The sequence below is a fragment of the Coraliomargarita sinensis genome (assembly GCF_003185655.1).
In the GTDB taxonomy this organism is placed as follows: Bacteria; Verrucomicrobiota; Verrucomicrobiia; order Opitutales; family Coraliomargaritaceae; genus Coraliomargarita_B; species Coraliomargarita_B sinensis.
Genome location: NZ_QHJQ01000015.1, coordinates 1 through 15,878 on the forward strand (window position 1 = coordinate 1; position 15,878 = coordinate 15,878).

14 protein-coding genes and 1 pseudogene are annotated in these 15,878 nt (G+C 54.9%); 11 read left to right on the forward strand and 4 right to left on the reverse strand.

Going from position 1 to position 15,878, the window contains the following annotated elements; all coding sequences use genetic code 11:
- A pseudogene (locus tag DDZ13_RS15555) lies at positions 1–185 on the forward strand (transposase); the annotation flags it as partial.
- A 144-nt stretch (positions 186–329) separates the two neighbouring features.
- Here the strand turns inward: DDZ13_RS15555 and DDZ13_RS14535 are convergent.
- From DDZ13_RS14535 to DDZ13_RS14550, 4 genes are all read right to left on the reverse strand, one after another.
- The gene (locus DDZ13_RS14535; RefSeq protein WP_233246176.1) at positions 330–1,445 is read right to left on the reverse strand and encodes an ANL family adenylate-forming protein; all 1,116 of its coding nucleotides are present in this window, start codon (positions 1,443–1,445) and stop codon (positions 330–332) included.
- Positions 1,446–1,673: 228 nt separating this feature from the next.
- A complete protein-coding gene (locus tag DDZ13_RS14540) occupies positions 1,674–2,369 on the reverse strand; it encodes an SDR family NAD(P)-dependent oxidoreductase (RefSeq protein WP_110132192.1) in 696 nt (231 codons plus the stop codon).
- Complete coding sequence (locus DDZ13_RS14545; RefSeq protein ID WP_110132193.1) at positions 2,366–2,662, reverse strand: hypothetical protein; 297 nt, start codon at positions 2,660–2,662, stop codon at positions 2,366–2,368. Before DDZ13_RS14545 ends, DDZ13_RS14540 begins: the two co-directional genes overlap by 4 nt.
- 2 nt (positions 2,663–2,664) lie before the next feature.
- Positions 2,665–3,252, reverse strand: a complete 588-nt coding sequence (locus DDZ13_RS14550; protein WP_110132194.1) for a sugar transferase — start codon at positions 3,250–3,252, stop codon at positions 2,665–2,667.
- Positions 3,253–3,398: 146 nt separating this feature from the next.
- Here DDZ13_RS14550 and DDZ13_RS14555 point away from each other — a divergent pair, with 146 nt between their 5' ends.
- The 10 genes from DDZ13_RS14555 (at position 3,399) to DDZ13_RS14605 (ending at position 15,860) form a co-directional block, all read left to right on the forward strand.
- Positions 3,399–4,571 carry a M29 family metallopeptidase gene (locus tag DDZ13_RS14555; RefSeq protein WP_110132195.1) on the forward strand — a complete coding sequence of 391 codons (1,173 nt, stop codon included), beginning with the start codon at positions 3,399–3,401 and terminating at the stop codon, positions 4,569–4,571.
- A gap of 2 nt (positions 4,572–4,573) precedes the next feature.
- A complete protein-coding gene (locus DDZ13_RS14560; RefSeq protein WP_233246177.1) occupies positions 4,574–5,320 on the forward strand; it encodes a putative 4-mercaptohistidine N1-methyltransferase in 747 nt (248 codons plus the stop codon).
- A 121-nt stretch (positions 5,321–5,441) separates the two neighbouring features.
- The gene (gene nusA, locus DDZ13_RS14565; protein ID WP_110132196.1) at positions 5,442–6,692 is read left to right on the forward strand and encodes a transcription termination factor NusA; all 1,251 of its coding nucleotides are present in this window, start codon (positions 5,442–5,444) and stop codon (positions 6,690–6,692) included.
- Between the two features lie 57 nt (positions 6,693–6,749).
- A complete protein-coding gene (infB, locus tag DDZ13_RS14570; RefSeq protein WP_110132197.1) occupies positions 6,750–9,113 on the forward strand; it encodes a translation initiation factor IF-2 in 2,364 nt (787 codons plus the stop codon).
- 57 nt (positions 9,114–9,170) lie between these two features.
- On the forward strand, positions 9,171–9,515 hold the full coding sequence (gene rbfA, locus DDZ13_RS14575; RefSeq protein ID WP_110132198.1) for a 30S ribosome-binding factor RbfA: 345 nt from the start codon (positions 9,171–9,173) through the stop codon (positions 9,513–9,515).
- Positions 9,508–10,515, forward strand: a complete 1,008-nt coding sequence (locus DDZ13_RS14580; RefSeq protein WP_110132199.1) for a DHH family phosphoesterase — start codon at positions 9,508–9,510, stop codon at positions 10,513–10,515. Before rbfA ends, DDZ13_RS14580 begins: the two co-directional genes overlap by 8 nt.
- Before the next feature lie 3 nt (positions 10,516–10,518).
- The gene (truB, locus tag DDZ13_RS14585) at positions 10,519–11,247 is read left to right on the forward strand and encodes a tRNA pseudouridine(55) synthase TruB (protein ID WP_110132200.1); all 729 of its coding nucleotides are present in this window, start codon (positions 10,519–10,521) and stop codon (positions 11,245–11,247) included.
- A gap of 74 nt (positions 11,248–11,321) precedes the next feature.
- Positions 11,322–12,263, forward strand: a complete 942-nt coding sequence (gene ribF / locus DDZ13_RS14590; RefSeq protein WP_110132201.1) for a riboflavin biosynthesis protein RibF — start codon at positions 11,322–11,324, stop codon at positions 12,261–12,263.
- Between the two features lie 78 nt (positions 12,264–12,341).
- Positions 12,342–13,280, forward strand: a complete 939-nt coding sequence (locus tag DDZ13_RS14595; protein WP_199221145.1) for an RluA family pseudouridine synthase — start codon at positions 12,342–12,344, stop codon at positions 13,278–13,280.
- An 879-nt stretch (positions 13,281–14,159) separates the two neighbouring features.
- The gene (locus DDZ13_RS14605) at positions 14,160–15,860 is read left to right on the forward strand and encodes a hypothetical protein (protein ID WP_110132203.1); all 1,701 of its coding nucleotides are present in this window, start codon (positions 14,160–14,162) and stop codon (positions 15,858–15,860) included.
- The last annotated feature ends 18 nt before the right edge of the window (positions 15,861–15,878 follow it).

Below are 15,878 nucleotides of genomic sequence, written 5' to 3' on the forward strand. Positions count from 1 at the left end.
GCTGCCGGGTGCGCTACTTCACCGATGGGGCCATCCTGGGCAGTCAGGACTTCGTCCGGAGTTACGCTGGGGCCTGGCAACGGGAGAAAAAACGAAAATATCCGCCCAAACCGAATCTACTGCGCGGAGCCGATTGGCAAAATCTTGCCACCATTCAGGGACTGAGGAAGCAGGTGTTCGGGTAATAAATTGGATTAGTAAAAATTAGCAGGTGAACTCTTTTCCCTCGGACCAATGGGAGTCTTTCGGAGTCGAGCAATGGTAGCGCAGCCTCTAAATTTTAATGTTTAGCAGTACACAAACGAGCGCGCAATTGAGTGTTTAGTGCACTAGTCCCGCTTCATCCGCGTATTAACACTGAGTTGATCACCAATCGTCACGTTCGACGGTATTTTCCAAGGAGCCAGCTTGCCCCGGCAGTGATTTCGGATGGCCCGCTTCCAGGCGAGTGAATCCTTTTCTTCGGAGCTGAAAATCCTGCAAGCGACACGCTGCCCGGTGATCGGGTCGGGCTCTCCGTAAACATGGCAGGCGTCGATACCGTCCACGTTCAAAAGCACGGCTTCAACTTCGGAAGGATGCACCTTTTGGCCGCCCACATTGATGGTGGCGCTTTGTCGCCCGATGATGCGGATGCTGCCGTTTGGGCCTTCCTCAACGAGGTCGCCGGTGCGGTACCAACCGTCGGCTTCAAGCGAACTTTCATCGGCGTTAAGATAGCCGATGATCCGGGAAGGGGTTTTCAACCAGAGTTCATCCTCAATGATCTTCCATTCTGTATCCGGATCTTTGATACGAAAAAATAGGCTCTCGCTGCCCTGGCTTTCGATTCGAACAGCGCCGGTTTCGCTGGTGCCGAATTTTTGTTGCAGGTCGGCGTTCGGGAAGCTTGCTCGGAGGCGTTGGAGTAACGGAGCTGGCATGGCTTCTGCGCCGTAGGCGATGATCTCGACCGAGCTACAATCGTAGTGTTCGTGCATGCTGTTCATCAGCATGAGGTTGAGGAAAGTGGGCGAGGCTGGCAGTATATTGACCTTGTGCGTTTCGATGGCGCGTCCGGCGTCTTCGGGTGTGCGTGCTTCGGGGATGATCAAGGTGGATCCGGAAAAAAGGCAGCGAAAGGCCGCGTCGAGCCCGCCAATGTGATCGATGAGGAGGAGCTGGAGTGTTCGGTCTTTGCGTGTTGGCAGCGGCTCAAAGCGGTTGAGTAGCGCGGATAATTTGTGCAGCATTCCCTTGGGTTCACCGCTGGTCCCGCTGCTGAAAAGGATGAGTCCGCTTCCCGATAGCTTATCATAGAGTGGCGAATTTTGTGCAATCCCCCTCATACGCTTGCGCTCGGTATCGGGCAGCGAGGGTGGCAGGGGTAGGGCGATTCGATTGGTGTCGGCGATGGCAATGAGTTGGGCAAGGCCCTCCACCGTGCTGGCCGTTTCGATCGTCACGACTCGTCCGCGGCCTAGGTTTAATTTGGCGGTTTCGATTGCGCTTAGAAACTCTTTAAAGGTCCAAACTTTTCCTGCCTCGATGCAGGCTGTTTTGGAGCCGAAACTTTCCAGTCTGTTTAATAGCCAATTCACTGCTCTATTACAGGGTCTTAGGGCGGCCGTGTCGGCTGTCTCCTGATCCCATGAACAGGCAGGACGCCTGTTCTAAATAAACGAATAACTGCATCACGTTACCCCGCCGAGGTAGAGCACTTGTCCCGTAATGAAGTCGCTCTCGGGACGAAGATAGAAATCGATGGTGTTAATCACGTCGCGGACTTCGCCGAGACGTCGAATCGCCTGGCGCTGGATGAGTGCGTCCGTCTTTACCTGGGGCACGCCACGAATGAGATCGGTATCGATCGGTGTCGGGCCGACGGCGTTGACCGTGATGCCGAGCTCCGCAAGTTCACGCGAAAGGATACGGGTGAGGCTTTCCACAGCCGCCTTACTGGCGGCGTAAATGGCTTCGCCTTCCAGATTGAGCGGATGTGCCACCGTAGTGAAATTGACGATCCGGCCGCACTTTTTAGTCCGCATCAGTTTGGCCATCTCGCGGCAGAAGAGAAATGTGCCGACAACGTTGGTCGAAAGGATTCGGTTCACCGTTCCTGCCGGTGTGAGCAGGGCGTGATTCATTGATGCAATGCCGGCATTATTCAGTAGGGCATCGACGCCTCCGAACTCTTTTTTGAGGGAACGTGCCATTGCCACGACGGCGGGCTCGTCGCTTACGTCCAGAGAGAAATGGCGATAGTTCGCGTGCTCGATATTGGATTCGCCGCGGCTGCAACCGGCGACTTGCCAGCCTTCTTCAAGATAGTACTCAGCGAGCGATTTTCCGATCCCCTTACGGGTGCCGGTGATGACGATGGTTTTCATTCGGGCAGCCTTTCCATGATGGCTTGGCTCAGGTCGGCGACCGAGCGGAAGGGGGAGCGTTTGGCGCTCAATGCGCGCTCATCCGCCAGCGTGATCGTGGCACCGTATTGTTCAGCCACGGCGTCCTCAATGTCGGCGATCAGGTTAACCAGAGCCATACTGTCTAGGGGGCCGCCCTCGCCGTAAAGCAAGCTGTCTTTTTTTACGTCGGCCAAAGCATCGATTTCGAAATCCTTTGACAGCATACGGACGCATTCAATGACGAGTGATTCGATTTCAGTGGAGTTGGGCATCTTTAAAGTCTGGGAGGTTTGTTCGAGCCGGTGAATTCGCTGCGGGTGGCTTCACCTTGAGCAGAGATATTCTCGCGGCGGAAAACTGTCAGAATGGTTAAACCGAGAATTTTCAGATCCAGCAAGAAGGAACGGTTTTCGACATACCAGAGGTCCAGCTCGAACTGTCGATCCCAAGAAAGTCCGTTCCGACCATTGACCTGAGCCCAACCGGTGATACCCGGGGGGACTTCGTGGCGGCGGGCCTGCTCCGCAGAATAGCGTGACAAATATTTTGTCGGTAAGGGGCGAGGGCCCACCAGACTCATATCCCCACGGAGCACGTTTAAGAGCTCGGGAAATTCATCCAAGCTGGTGGAGCGGAGAAATTGCCCCCAGCGGGTGAGGCGCTCAGCATCGCTGCCGGAGCCATTTCGCATGCTGCGGAATTTGATGATGCTGAAGGACTTGCCGCCCTCGCCAGCTCGTTCCTGTTTGAAAAAGATGGGGCGTCCCAAGAGACAAAGTTGGCCAATGCAGAGCAGGCAAAGTGGCAACGCCAGAGCAACCAGCAGGAGCAGGGAAATCGCGATGTCGAAGAGGCGCTTCATTGTTGCGCAGAAAGTTGTCCGTAAGCTTTGAAGATTTGCTTCGATTCCATCTTTTCAAACTATACAGTCAAACCTAGCTTTGACAGGTGTGGGTGCCTGGATAGGTTTTAAACTGTCTATATTCTCAACAACAAAAGACTCAAGTTATGATACTCGACGCTAACGAACGCACTTTCGAACCCTTTAGTTTAACGCGCCTCCTCACCACCTGTTTTGGCCGTGGTAATGGTGAGAAGGTTTGTATCCTGATCGATCTGCCAAATCCCGCCGATATCGAGGATTTTAAATTCCTGAACGATGAAACTTTGTCCATTCAAAACTACGGACACGAAGTGTTCTACAAGGGATTCAAGTCGGGAGCGCTCGAGGAGATGAATTGGACTGGCGGCGAAATTTACGCCTACAAGGAAACCGGAGGCAGCAATTTGGACATGGAGGACGAGTGCTACGATCCCGACGGTAACCTGCTCAGTCTCGATAAGGATATTTATCAGAACTACGAAATCATTCTCGTGGTCTCCACCTTTTCCGCGACCGCTCCGTTAACGGCAAAATGCAAAGAGTTCGGTTTCCGGGGTGCTACACTCCACGGATTGAACCAGATCATCCTCGATACCGGTCTTGCGGTTGATTATAACCAAGTCTCTGAGGATGCGGAAAAGCTGCGACTCGGCCTGACCAAGGCCGACCGTTTCGAGATCGACTTTGAGGTGGAGAGTAAAGTCTACACCTTGAAACTTCACACAAACGGGCAGGACGCCCAAAAAAGTCACGGCCTCTGCGCCGTCGGCAAGCCGGACGTGGCCAATCTTCCCGGGGGTGAAGTTTATTTCGTGCCGGAAGGCGGCGAAGGAGTGTTCCCGTTCAAGTATGACGAGAGCACGATCGGATTGCTCCACGTTGAAGACGGAAAGATTGTAAAGTCGCAGTTTGTCTACGGGGACTACAGCGAGATCGAGGATCACAATCGACGTCTCAAGGAGGATCCTATGATCGGCGCACTCGGCGAACTCGGCTTTGGCACGCAAGTCTTGCCTTTCTCCGGCCGCGATATTCAGGACGAGAAGATTCTGGGCACGATTCATGTGGCCACCGGTCGTGACGATCATCTCGGTGGCAATATTACACCGGATCTCTTCAAAGAGCATAAGAACGCTTCACACGATGATGTACTCTATGCTCCGCACAAGACTCCGGAAATTCGCCTGAAACAGGCCCGGATGATACGTGGCGGACAGACCGAAGTGCTGATCGAAAACTACAAGCCGTCCAAATTCATGATCGATCTTCTGGAAGCAGAAGTTCCGGCGACTGTCTGATTGTGGCGGTGAACCCCTACGAGTCCGACGAACTGCTCCAGCAGTATCTCGTTTTTCACTACGCCAGTGCGGAGGAGCAATTCCCCTACGATTTTGGCGGGTCCGATGCGCTGGATTTTCCGAAGCGATGCGCACTGGAAGGGCCGGATCCTGAGAAGTTGCCGAAAGGTGCCCGCGCTTTGGACTTGGGCTGCGCGGTTGGACGCTCCAGTTTTGAACTGGCACGTCACTGCTCCAGTGTGATCGGGATCGACTATTCGCAGGCCTTTATCGATGCCGCAAACCGCATGCAGGTCGACGGTAGCCATCCGGCGACCCGGTTGGACGAAGGGTCGGCCACGACGCAGTTGAATGTACAGGTCGACGCGACAATCGATCGCAGCCGTGTCAGCTTCGAGCAGGGTGATGCGCAGTTCATTCGTGAGGATATCGGACAATTCGATGTGGTGGTGGCTTGCAATTTGATCTGCCGCCTGCCTGAGCCCATGCGCCTGCTGCAGCGACTGCCGGATTTACTCAAACCCGGCGGGCAGCTCTTTATGACCACGCCTTTTACCTGGCTGGAGGAATATACGCCTTCCGATAACTGGTTGGGTGACGGCGCACAGGATTCTTTTGCGGGTCTGCGGCAGGCTTTAGAGCCGGAATTTAGCTTGGATGTGCGGTGGGATATGCCGTTTTTGATCCGCGAACATGCCCGAAAATTCCAGTATTCGATTGCTCAAGCGAGTCGTTGGTGGCGGTCTTAATGGGCTTAGTGGGCACTTGACATAGTCGGTTGGCCCTCTAATTTCCACGATCCACTTTAACACCATTCAATTTATTGAAGCGGGCTTCTAGCGCGCTTTTTTCATTTCTACAGACATAACTATGAGCAACGAGATACTTTCCGTCCTTGAATACATGGAGAAAGAGAAGGGCATCAGCCGCCCGGACATGATCGAGGCTATCTCCGGTGCCATCGCAGGTGCGGCGCAACGCGGCATTGGTGCTGGACGGGACATTCGTGTCGAAATCAATCCGAAAACCGGTGCCCTGAAGGCATGGAGTGTTTTGAACGTGGTGGATTCCGTTGCCGATGATTCTGTCGAAATTCATATTGAAAAGGCACGTGCGATCCGTGAAGGCGCGCAGATTGGTGAGACGATCGAAAAGGAAATCGATCCGGCTTATCTGGGTCGTATCGCCGCGCAGACGGCGCGTCAGGCGATCATGCAGCGCATCCGCCAATTTGAGAAGGATCGTATCTACGATGATTACAAAGATACGGTCGGCGATATTGTCACCGGTACGGTCCGCCGCCGCGAGCGTGGCGACCTGATCATTGACCTCGGCAAGGCCGAGGCGATTCTCCCCCCGCGCGAACGCGTTCCCGGTGAAGACTACGCTCCGGGCGAGAGCATTCGCTGCTTGCTGCTTAAAATCGAGCAGACCAACCGGGGGCCGGATATCATCCTTTCCCGCTCGAATATCAATTTCGTACGCCGTTTGTTCGAACTCGAAGTCACTGAGATTGCCGACGGCACCGTGACGATCGAAGCAATGGCGCGTGAGCCCGGCTACCGGACCAAGATCGCCGTGAACAGCGCAGACCCGAAGGTCGACCCTGTCGGTGCCTGCGTCGGCGCCCGCGGTGCCCGCGTGAAAACCATTGTTCGTGAGCTTGGCGGCGAAAAGATCGATATCATTCGCTATTTTCAGGACCCGCTCGCACTTCTCGAAGAAGCGCTGAAGCCGGCCGTACCGAAGAACATAAAAGTCAACGAGGTGGATCGCCGCATCCACTTCGAGGTTGCCGAAGACGACCTCTCCATCGCCATTGGCCGCAAGGGTTTCAACGCCAAGCTGACCTCCCGCCTGCTGGGCTGGAAGTTGGATATCGGCAAGGAAGAAAAGGAAGCCGTTGGCTTTGATGAAAAGGTTGCCAAGGCAGCCGCCGGCCTTGCCGCCATCCCCGGGCTCGATCCCGACCTTGCCGCCCGTTTGGTCACCAGCGGTTTTGCCAGCCCGGAAGTTTTCGAGGGTGTCGAAGCCGAAGACCTGGTTGGTCTGGGCTACACCGAAGAAGAAGCCGCGGACGTCTTGTCCAAGGTTGAAGCTTTCCTCTCAGAGAACGCCTAAATTATCAGTCGCACTTACTCTCATTAATAATCACCGCATAAACCACTTCACGCATATATGAGCGTCCGTATCCACCAACTTTCCAAAGACATAGGAATGGAAAACAAGGAGCTGATTGCGCTCCTCAGGAGCCGCGGTTTTGAGGTAAAGAGCGCATCCAGCACAATCGACAACATCAGCGCCGACGCGATTCGCGAGGAATACAGCAAGCCTGAAGAGCCATCCGCCGAGGAGGCGGCCTCCGAGGCGAAGGAAGAAGAAAAGCCTGCCGCACCGCAAATTCCTGCGGGTGCTTTTGTGAAGAGTGCCGAGGATATTCAGCGCGAGCGCGAAGCCAAGGCAGCTGCGGAAAAAGAGGAAAAAGAAAAAGCTGCGGGCAAGGAAAAGCCTAAGGAAGCTACCGGCCCCAAGGCGGAAGAACCAGCAGAACCGGTCAAAAAACCGACCTCGCCACCGCCTGCACCCGCAACGCCGCCGAAGCCGCCCGCACCTCCTGCCGGTGGCCCGCCGAAACCCCCTTCAACACCTCCTTCGACTCCGGCACCACCGAAGCCGCCCGCGGCCTCAGCTCCGGAGGCACCCGAGGAAAGTTCCGGAGAGCGAGAGAGTTCAGAGGCTTCCGATGAAATCAAAACCATTCACGTCAAGCCTCCGATCGTGGTGCGTGATTTTGCCGGTGAGATTGGCCTCAAACCTTTCAAACTCATCTCTGAACTAATGGAGATGGGTATCTTCGCTTCGATGAATCAAAGCATCGAAGAAGATGTCGCCAAAAACCTGGCTGAACGTCATGGCTGCATTCTTGAAGTGCACCATCGGGGTGAGGGGTCGGAACAAGGCGGAGCGAAGCCGAAAGAGGAAAAGCCGGACGAAGATGATCCCCGCTTCCTTGAGCCGCGTCCGCCGGTTGTCTGTATTCTCGGTCACGTCGACCACGGTAAAACGACATTGCTCGATACCATTCGTAAGGCCAACGTCACCGCCGGTGAAGCCGGTGGTATCACGCAGCATATCGGTGCCTATCAGATCGAGCATAAGGACCAGAAGATTTCTTTCGTCGATACTCCGGGCCACGCCGCATTTTCCAAGATGCGCTCCCGCGGCGCCAACGTCACTGACGTGGCGGTTCTCGTGATTGCTGCGGACGATGCCTTCAAGCCGCAGACGGATGAAGCGCTTAAGTTCGCCAAAGAAGCGAACAATGCGATCGTGGTTGCGATTAACAAGATCGATTCGAAGGGATCCAATCCCGACCGCGTGAAGCAGCAGATGCAGGAAAAGGGCATCGCGCCCGAAGAATGGGGCGGCGAGACTGTGACGGTGGAAGTTTCCGCGCTGAACGGTACCAATATCGACGAGCTGCTCGACATGATTTTGCTCCAGGCCGAGGTCCTCGAACTGAAGGCCAACCCGAAGTGCCCGCCGAGCGGCACCGTGGTCGAGTCCCAGGTTGAACTTGGCCGTGGCGCGACCGCGACTGTCATTGTGGAGCGCGGTACATTGAAAAAGGGTGACGCGCTGCTTTGCGGCGAGGTTTACTGCCGTGTGAAATCCATGACGGATGCCGACGGGAATATGCTCAAGTCTGTGCCTCCGGGGACACCGGCCCGTGTGATGGGGTGGTCGGATACGCCCGCATCCGGTGCGAAGTTTACCTCCGAGAAAAACGAAAAAGCCGCTAAGCGTGCCGCAGAAGAAGCTATGCAGGCCCGTAAACTGACCGATGCCGCTGAAAGCGCCGAAAAGAGTGGCGAAGGCGGAGCCGCTACCGTGGAAGATCTCTTTGCGGCGATCGAAAACCAGCAGAAGAAGTCGCTCCGCGTGATTGTGAAGTCTGACGTTCACGGCTCGACAGAAGCACTTGTTTCGGCACTCGAAGAAATCGAAAGCGATAAGGTGGACCTCGAGGTCATCAGCAAGGGCGTTGGCCATGTGACCAAGAACGATGTTACGTTGGCTAGTGCAGGCGGTGCCGTCATTGTCGGATTTAACGTCAAGCTGGACAACGGCGTGCAGAGTCTCGCCAAGCATCACGACGTGCGCATTATCCAGCACGAGATTATTTACGAACTCATCGACCAGGTGGAAGAAGCAATGGCCGAACTACTCGATGCGGAATACATCGAAAGTAAGTCCGGCGCAGCCGAAGTTCGCCAGGTCTTTAGTGTCGGTAAGGGCCGAAATGTGGCCGGCTGCATGATCACTGAAGGTACAATCAAACGTAACGGTATCGCACGCCTCATGCGTGGTGGCGAGTTGATTCACGAAGGCAAGGTTGATACGCTCAAGCGCTTCAAGGACGACGTGAAGGAAGTTCGTGCCGGCTACGAATGTGGTATCAACATTTCCGAATACAACGACTACCAGGAAGGCGACACGATCGAGTGTTTCGAAGTCGAGGAGCAGCGCCCCTCGCTTTAGGCTCAGTCGCCCGTCCGGCGTTGGATGTTCGGCGTTCAATGTTAACTTTCGTCTGTCATGTCTCAAAGAATCTCCCGTATTAACGAGTTGCTTCAGCGAGAAGTCAGCGAGCAGATGCGCCGCTACTATCGCAGCGAGACAGCTGCGATTACCATCAGCGACGTCGACTGTTCCACCGACCTGCGTCACGCCAAGATATTCTTTTCCGTGTTGGGGGATGATGCCGCGATCCGTGATGCCGAGGCGCTCTTCAACCGCATCGGTAAGGACCTGCGCCAGCGTGTCAGTAAGCACGTTATTCTGAAATACTTTCCCCGTTTCGACTTCGTCTATGATCCTTCACTCGAACGCGGTGCGGAGATCAATGACCTGCTCGATCAACTCGATATTGAAAATGACTGATCAAAAATTCTATCCCGAAGAGAGCCCTCGCTTTGCCCAAGCGGTCGAACAACTCAAAGGCAAAAAAGTCGCCGTGCTCGGGCACCAGCGCCCGGACGGAGACTGTATCGGCTCTATTGTTGCCGTGGTGCGTGTTTTGAAAAGTCTCGGTATCGAAGCGGTCGGCCTGAATCGAGACAGTGTGCCAGCCTCTCTGGAAAACTTTGTCGGTGATACGCCGTTAATGCTGGCGGATGATTTTCAACCTGACGGCCATGTCGCGGTCACGGTGGACTCGGCCGATTTCAAGCGGGTAGGGGATCGTTTGAATGAGCTTTTCCCTGAGGTCGCTCTCAATATTGACCACCATATTTCCAATAAGGAATACGGTGCTGAAAACATCGTGATTGCCGATGCCTGTGCCACAGCGGAAATTCTTGCCGGCTTCTTCCTCGACCTCGGCTACGAGATTGACGCGGTTACCGCCCAGGGGCTCTACGTCGGAATTGCGACCGACACCGGTCAGTTCCGTTTCCCCTCCACGACGCCGGAAACGTTTGAGATCGCCCGCCGTCTCTGCGAGCAAGGTGCCAATCCTTCCGAGGCGGCCTATCAACTCTACGAGCGCGAGAGCTTTGCCAAGATACAGTTGCTACAGCACTTTCTGGATTCACTACACATGGAGTTTGATAACCGTGTCTGCATCGGCCTGCTCGAGAATGGTATTTATGACCAAACTGGGGCGACTATCGACGATGCTGAAGGTCTGGTCGACTACGCCCGGGCCATTGATGGTGTCGACGTCGGGGTATTGATCGAAGATCGTGATGGTGCGATCAAGGTTAGCCTGCGGGCCAAGGATCCCTTCTATCGTGTGGACCAGGTAGCCAAGCAGTTCAGCGGTGGCGGTCACGCCTGTGCCGCGGGCTTGAATGTGGAAAACAGCTCGATTGCCGAGTTCCAGCCCAAATTGATTGAAGCGTTGGGCGAACACCTGAAAACCCTCGGCACCGAAAAATAAAGTATGTCCCAGAATCAAACAGATACGCCCGAAGGTATCCTGCTAGTCGATAAGCCGCAGGGGATTACTTCGCACGATGTAGTTTCCAAGCTGCGTCGTGTCTTTCATATCAAAAAGATCGGTCATGCCGGCACGCTGGATCCCATGGCAACCGGGCTATTGGTCATGCTCGTGGGGAAGGCCACCAAGGTCTCGCAATACCTGATGAGTATGGACAAGGAATACACTGGTACGATCCGGTTGGGCCAGACGACTGACTCACAGGATGCCGACGGTGAGGTTGTGGAAGAGCGCCCGGTGCCGGATTTGACCGAGGGAACTATTCTTAAGGAAATGAAGGCGTTTATTGGCGACCAGTACCAAACCCCGCCCATGTTCTCGGCCAAGAAGGTGAAAGGGCAGCCGCTCTACAAACTGGCCAGAAAAGGAAAGACGGTCGAACGGGAGCCGCGGGTGATCAACATCGCCAAGTTTGAGCTGTCGCGTTTCGCTTCGCCGGAGCTGGATTTCCTGGTGGCCTGCAGTAAAGGAACTTACGTCCGCACGATCGCGCACGACCTCGGTGAGCGCCTCGGCTGCGGAGGCCATCTTTGCGGCCTGCGCCGAACCGGAGTGGGTAAGTTCCGTATCGAAAAAGCAGATACAATCGAAGCCATCGAGAGCATGTCGCCTTCCGCGCTGCGTAAGCGCTTGATCCCTGTTCTGCAGGCCGTCCCAAGTCACGCCCTGTAAAATTTTATGGCCGATGCCCCCGGGTTTTGCTCAAATCCAGACAGCCTGCCGCTAGCGACGACCGCCCCTCAAGAATGAATATCCCCTCCAGCGCCGAAAACTTTCAGGCTCTCTCCGGTCTGAAGTCCGAGCTACATCTGGCGATCGGTGTTTTTGACGGGGTTCACCTCGGGCATAAAGCGGTCGTTGAGTCAGCGGTCTTCTCAGCTCAGCGCAGCAAGGGGGTCTCCGCTGTCCTGACTTTCGACCCCCATCCGAGTCAGCTCTTCCGTCCGGAGAACCCGACTCGACTGATCATGCCGATCGAGACGAAGGCCACTATGCTTCATGCCATCGGTGTCGATTGTGTGATCTGCAAAAAATTTGATCGTGAATTCGCCGCCATTCTCGCGGAGAATTTTCTGGCTCATCTGAAGGAGCAATTGCCGACACTTAAGTCAATCTACGTGGGGGAGAATTTCCGTTTCGGGCAAAAGCGTGCAGGCGATGTGGCAACCCTGATCGCATCCGGCCGCGAGTTGGGGCTCGGCGTATTCAGTGCCGAACGGATCAAGCACAATGGCGAGCCCATTAGCAGTACACGTATTCGTGCTGAATTGGAGGCTGGCCGCATTCGTGAGGCCAATGACTTGCTCGGCTATAATTACACTAGTTCCGGTAAGATCGTCAGCGGGGCGAAGTTGGGTCGAAAGATCGGCTTTCCCACCATGAACCTCCCCTGGCAGCCGGAGTGCTTGCCGCGTTTTGGTGTCTACTTTGTCTACTTCCGTCAATCGGGTGAAAAGACCTGGGCGCCGGCCGTAGCGAATTATGGCGTCAAGCCGACGGTCGATGCAAACCCATCGGAACCTACGCTAGAAGTGCACGCCCTCGATCCGGTCGAGTTGCAGCCCGGCGATGCGATTGATGTGGCTTGGCTCAAATTTATCCGGCCGGAGCAGAAGTTCGATTCGGTCGGCGAGCTCAAGGCTCAGATCGCTCAGGATTGCGAGACGGCACGGAGTTTGGTCAGCTGACGAAATGTCATTATTATGTGAACCGTTAATTCACGTGCATTCACGTGAATTAACGGTTAAAGCAATTCTTTCTCTCAAGTGCCAGAACGTGTCATAGAATTTGTAGTTCCTGAAGGAACTAAACCGCAACGTGCCGATAAGTTGTTTGCGGCCGAGTTTGATGACGTCAGCCGTGCCCGCCTCCAGCGAGCCTTCGATGCCGGACAGGTGACTTTCGACGGTGAAGTGATTGATAAGCGATTTAAAATTTCCCGTCCCGGTTTACTGCAAGCGGTATTGGAAGAGCCTCAATTTGATGCACCACCCAAACCGGTCGATCTACCGCTGGACATTATTTTCGAAGATGCGTCCATTATCGTGGTCAACAAGGCTCCCGGCATGGTGACCCATCCCGGGAACGGCACGGGGGACGATACGCTGGTGCATGCGTTGCTGCATCATTGCAAAGGACAGCTAAGTTCGGTCGGCGCACCGGATCGGCCGGGTATTGTCCATCGTCTCGATAAGGAAACCAGCGGACTGATCGTGGCCGCCAAGACGGATAAGGCCCATCACAAGCTCGCGGCAGCCTTCAGTGAACGGGAAACCTACAAGCGTTACACCGCACTTGTTCTCGGCGTGCCCAAGCGTTCTTCCGGCACCTGTTTCGAGCCCATCGGCCGCCACCCCGTCGTGCGCACCCGCATGTCGGTGCAGAAAAATGGTCGCGAAGCCCACACCGATTGGCGAGTTGAAGAAGCTTTCGCGAAACAGGCCGCTCTGGTCAGTTGCGTCATCCATACCGGACGCACCCACCAAATTCGCGTGCACATGAGCCATCTCGGCCACCCGCTGCTCGGTGATTCCACTTACGGCTTTAAAGCCAATCGCCTGAAAGGCACGACTGTCCCGCGTGTCATGCTGCACTCGACGGAGCTCCGCATCGCCCACCCGGAGAGCGGAAATGAGGCGCGCTTCGAGGCGCCGCTGCCCAACGATATTAAACAGTTGTGCGCTGCGCTGAAAAAATTGGCTTAGGTGCACGTCACCTCCGTCATCGCGTTAAGCGCTTGCGTCTACGCTCTACGAACTACGCCGGATACGGTGGCTGTTAACAGTGTGGGAAGGCGCTGATTGAGCTTCTCTCCCGGGCGGCCGAGCCCCAAAACTGCGTTTCGACTTGTGCGGCCATAATCTAGTAATGGCTCAGGCGACGTGGCCTCGCTGGTGACAGCGGGGTCGATGGCTCGCGACCTGATTCCCCTCCCCGAAAAAATAGCTCTCAGTCCTCTCCATTTTACTCCTATTCTTAATCTTTCTCTTAATCCAAATCTGTATCCCCCCTCTCCCCGGTTTTACAGCCGAGGCGACCACCGATGAGAAACGGCCCGGCCTACGTACGGGAATCCGGAATCGGATCTCAACGTGCAGCGCGCTTTAAGGGGTTGCAGTCCTTTCTGCGATAGAGGTTAGGGCGCAATCCGCAGTTCGACGGGCTCACCGCGCGCCGTCCTACAAGTGGGACGCGGGGTGTCATGCGCAAACGCCCCGCAAGCCCAACGGGATTATGTAAATAAAATATAAACTCGTTTAGCAAATATAAGATTAGCCAATCGACTGTTGACTCAAATCGTTCACCGTGAATTAGCTTTTTAGCGTAATACCCTAACGCTTATGAGAAAAATACCTGATAGCCGGTATGGACTTTTACCTCTATTGAACGATAGGTGCCTGGTCTGGATTTGCTGCCCCAAGAAGCTGCTTTCAAAGGGGTCGGCTTGCATTACTCAGGGTCAAGTCCTCAGCTGGCGCCTGCGCTCTTCGATGTTCGTAATGCAATGGGCCGTCAGACCCTCGGCTCGATCAACTTTCTCAAGCGTATTCCGAACTCCGTGAACCCCAACACTTCTGAAGCTTATGAAAATAAAACGCTTTAATCGAAAAATCGCTCCGCTCGCTCTTTCGGTCTTTGCGCTATCGAGCACGCTGGATTTGCAGGCTGGCGGAAACTCAGCTAGTGATAAAACAAACGGTCGGACGGAAAAATCAGTTTTTAGCCTGTCTCCGGTTGCCCCGGTTGTGAATTGGGAGACGTATGGCTCCTTTCAGACGAACGCCTTGCCGGCAAATCAGTTTACCGGAGTCGGTGAAGAAGGCTTGATTGATTACAAATATCTTTTGGGGCTGAGGGTTGCGTCGCTTCGTGTAATGCAGGGAGATTCGGGAACCGCTCCGACGGGCGAATCCACTCTGATTGATTCGCTGGGCATTGATACGAACAATATTCTTACAGAGTCTCTCGGAATACTGGATACGGGGGTTGAGGCCGAAGCCAGTACCTACGTTCCGCTAAGCTTTGAAGGTGGTACCCTTATGGTCGGCGTGGGCCAGGAAGCTGAACCCGTGGTGACGCAGGGGAATGCGATTGATTTGCTCGACGAAAATTTTGTTTTCCGTTCAGCGAGGAATTCCGGCTCGAAGAATTCTTTTCTTCTGGAGGGCCGCTTGGAAGGTCCGGGCATGATCCCGATGGAAGGTGATGGCGTCCGGTTGATGTGGTTCCCGGAAACGGCCTCTTTTAGGGCCGGCTACGGTACATCGGGTTGGAATGAAAATAGGGTAGGTCTCTATTCGGCTGCTTTTGGCGACTCGACCGAAGCGAGTGGAAGCTATTCCTTCGCCGCGGGCGATTCCAATATCGCTGCTGGTGACGGTGCGGTTGCCTTTGGGCTCCAGAATCAGGCGGATTTATACCTATCCACTGTTTTCGGTCGATACAATTTAAGTGGGCGAAGTGATTGGTCTGCGGGGAGTATGAGCAGTTGGGATGCAGGTGATCCTCTTTTCGAATTGGGTATCGGTACGGGTGCTAAGGACGCTGATCGTGCGAACGCCCTGACCGTACTGAAGAGTGGACGGATTATTTTGGGTCCCCACCAGGGTTTTCCGGATTCTGATGAAACCCTGCAGATTAAGGGGCCAGCCCTGCTGGGGAACTATTCGGATATGAGCGCGGCTAGCCCAACGCCGGGCGCTGTTCGCTACGATGCCGTTAATGACGTGTTTGAAGGCTATCTTGCTGATGCTGATGGCGCGGGCAATCCCGGCTGGGCTTTGTTGTCGATCATACGAAATGAAATTAAGAATTGGGATGAAGCCTACCGTTGGGGGGACCACTCTTCGGCGGGTTACTTGAGGGTAGAATCGGATCCGGACTTCGAGTCCAGTCCGGCTGCCGACATCACTCAATCGGAGATCGAAAATTGGAATGCGGGGGCCTACACGAATCAATGGCTGACCGGGGCCTCGGCTCCCGCTTCGGAAGGCGACAACGACGATCTCTTTCTGAATGTAACGACGGGCGATTACTTTCAAAAGGTAGAGGGCGATTGGGTCGCGCTGGGTAATCTGACTGGGCCTCCTGGGCCCGCCGGTCGCGATGGGGTGGACGGTGACAGCTTTTTCACGCTGACCGGTTCGGGCGTCACTTATAACGGTGGAGGTGTCGGTATCGGGACTGAGCCGACGGAAGCATTGGAAGTGGATGGGAATATCAAAACATCCGGTGCCGTTATTCTGAGCTCCCATGCCGGCGATATCCCCGGAATAACTTACTGATGGTGCGACAAATCTAGC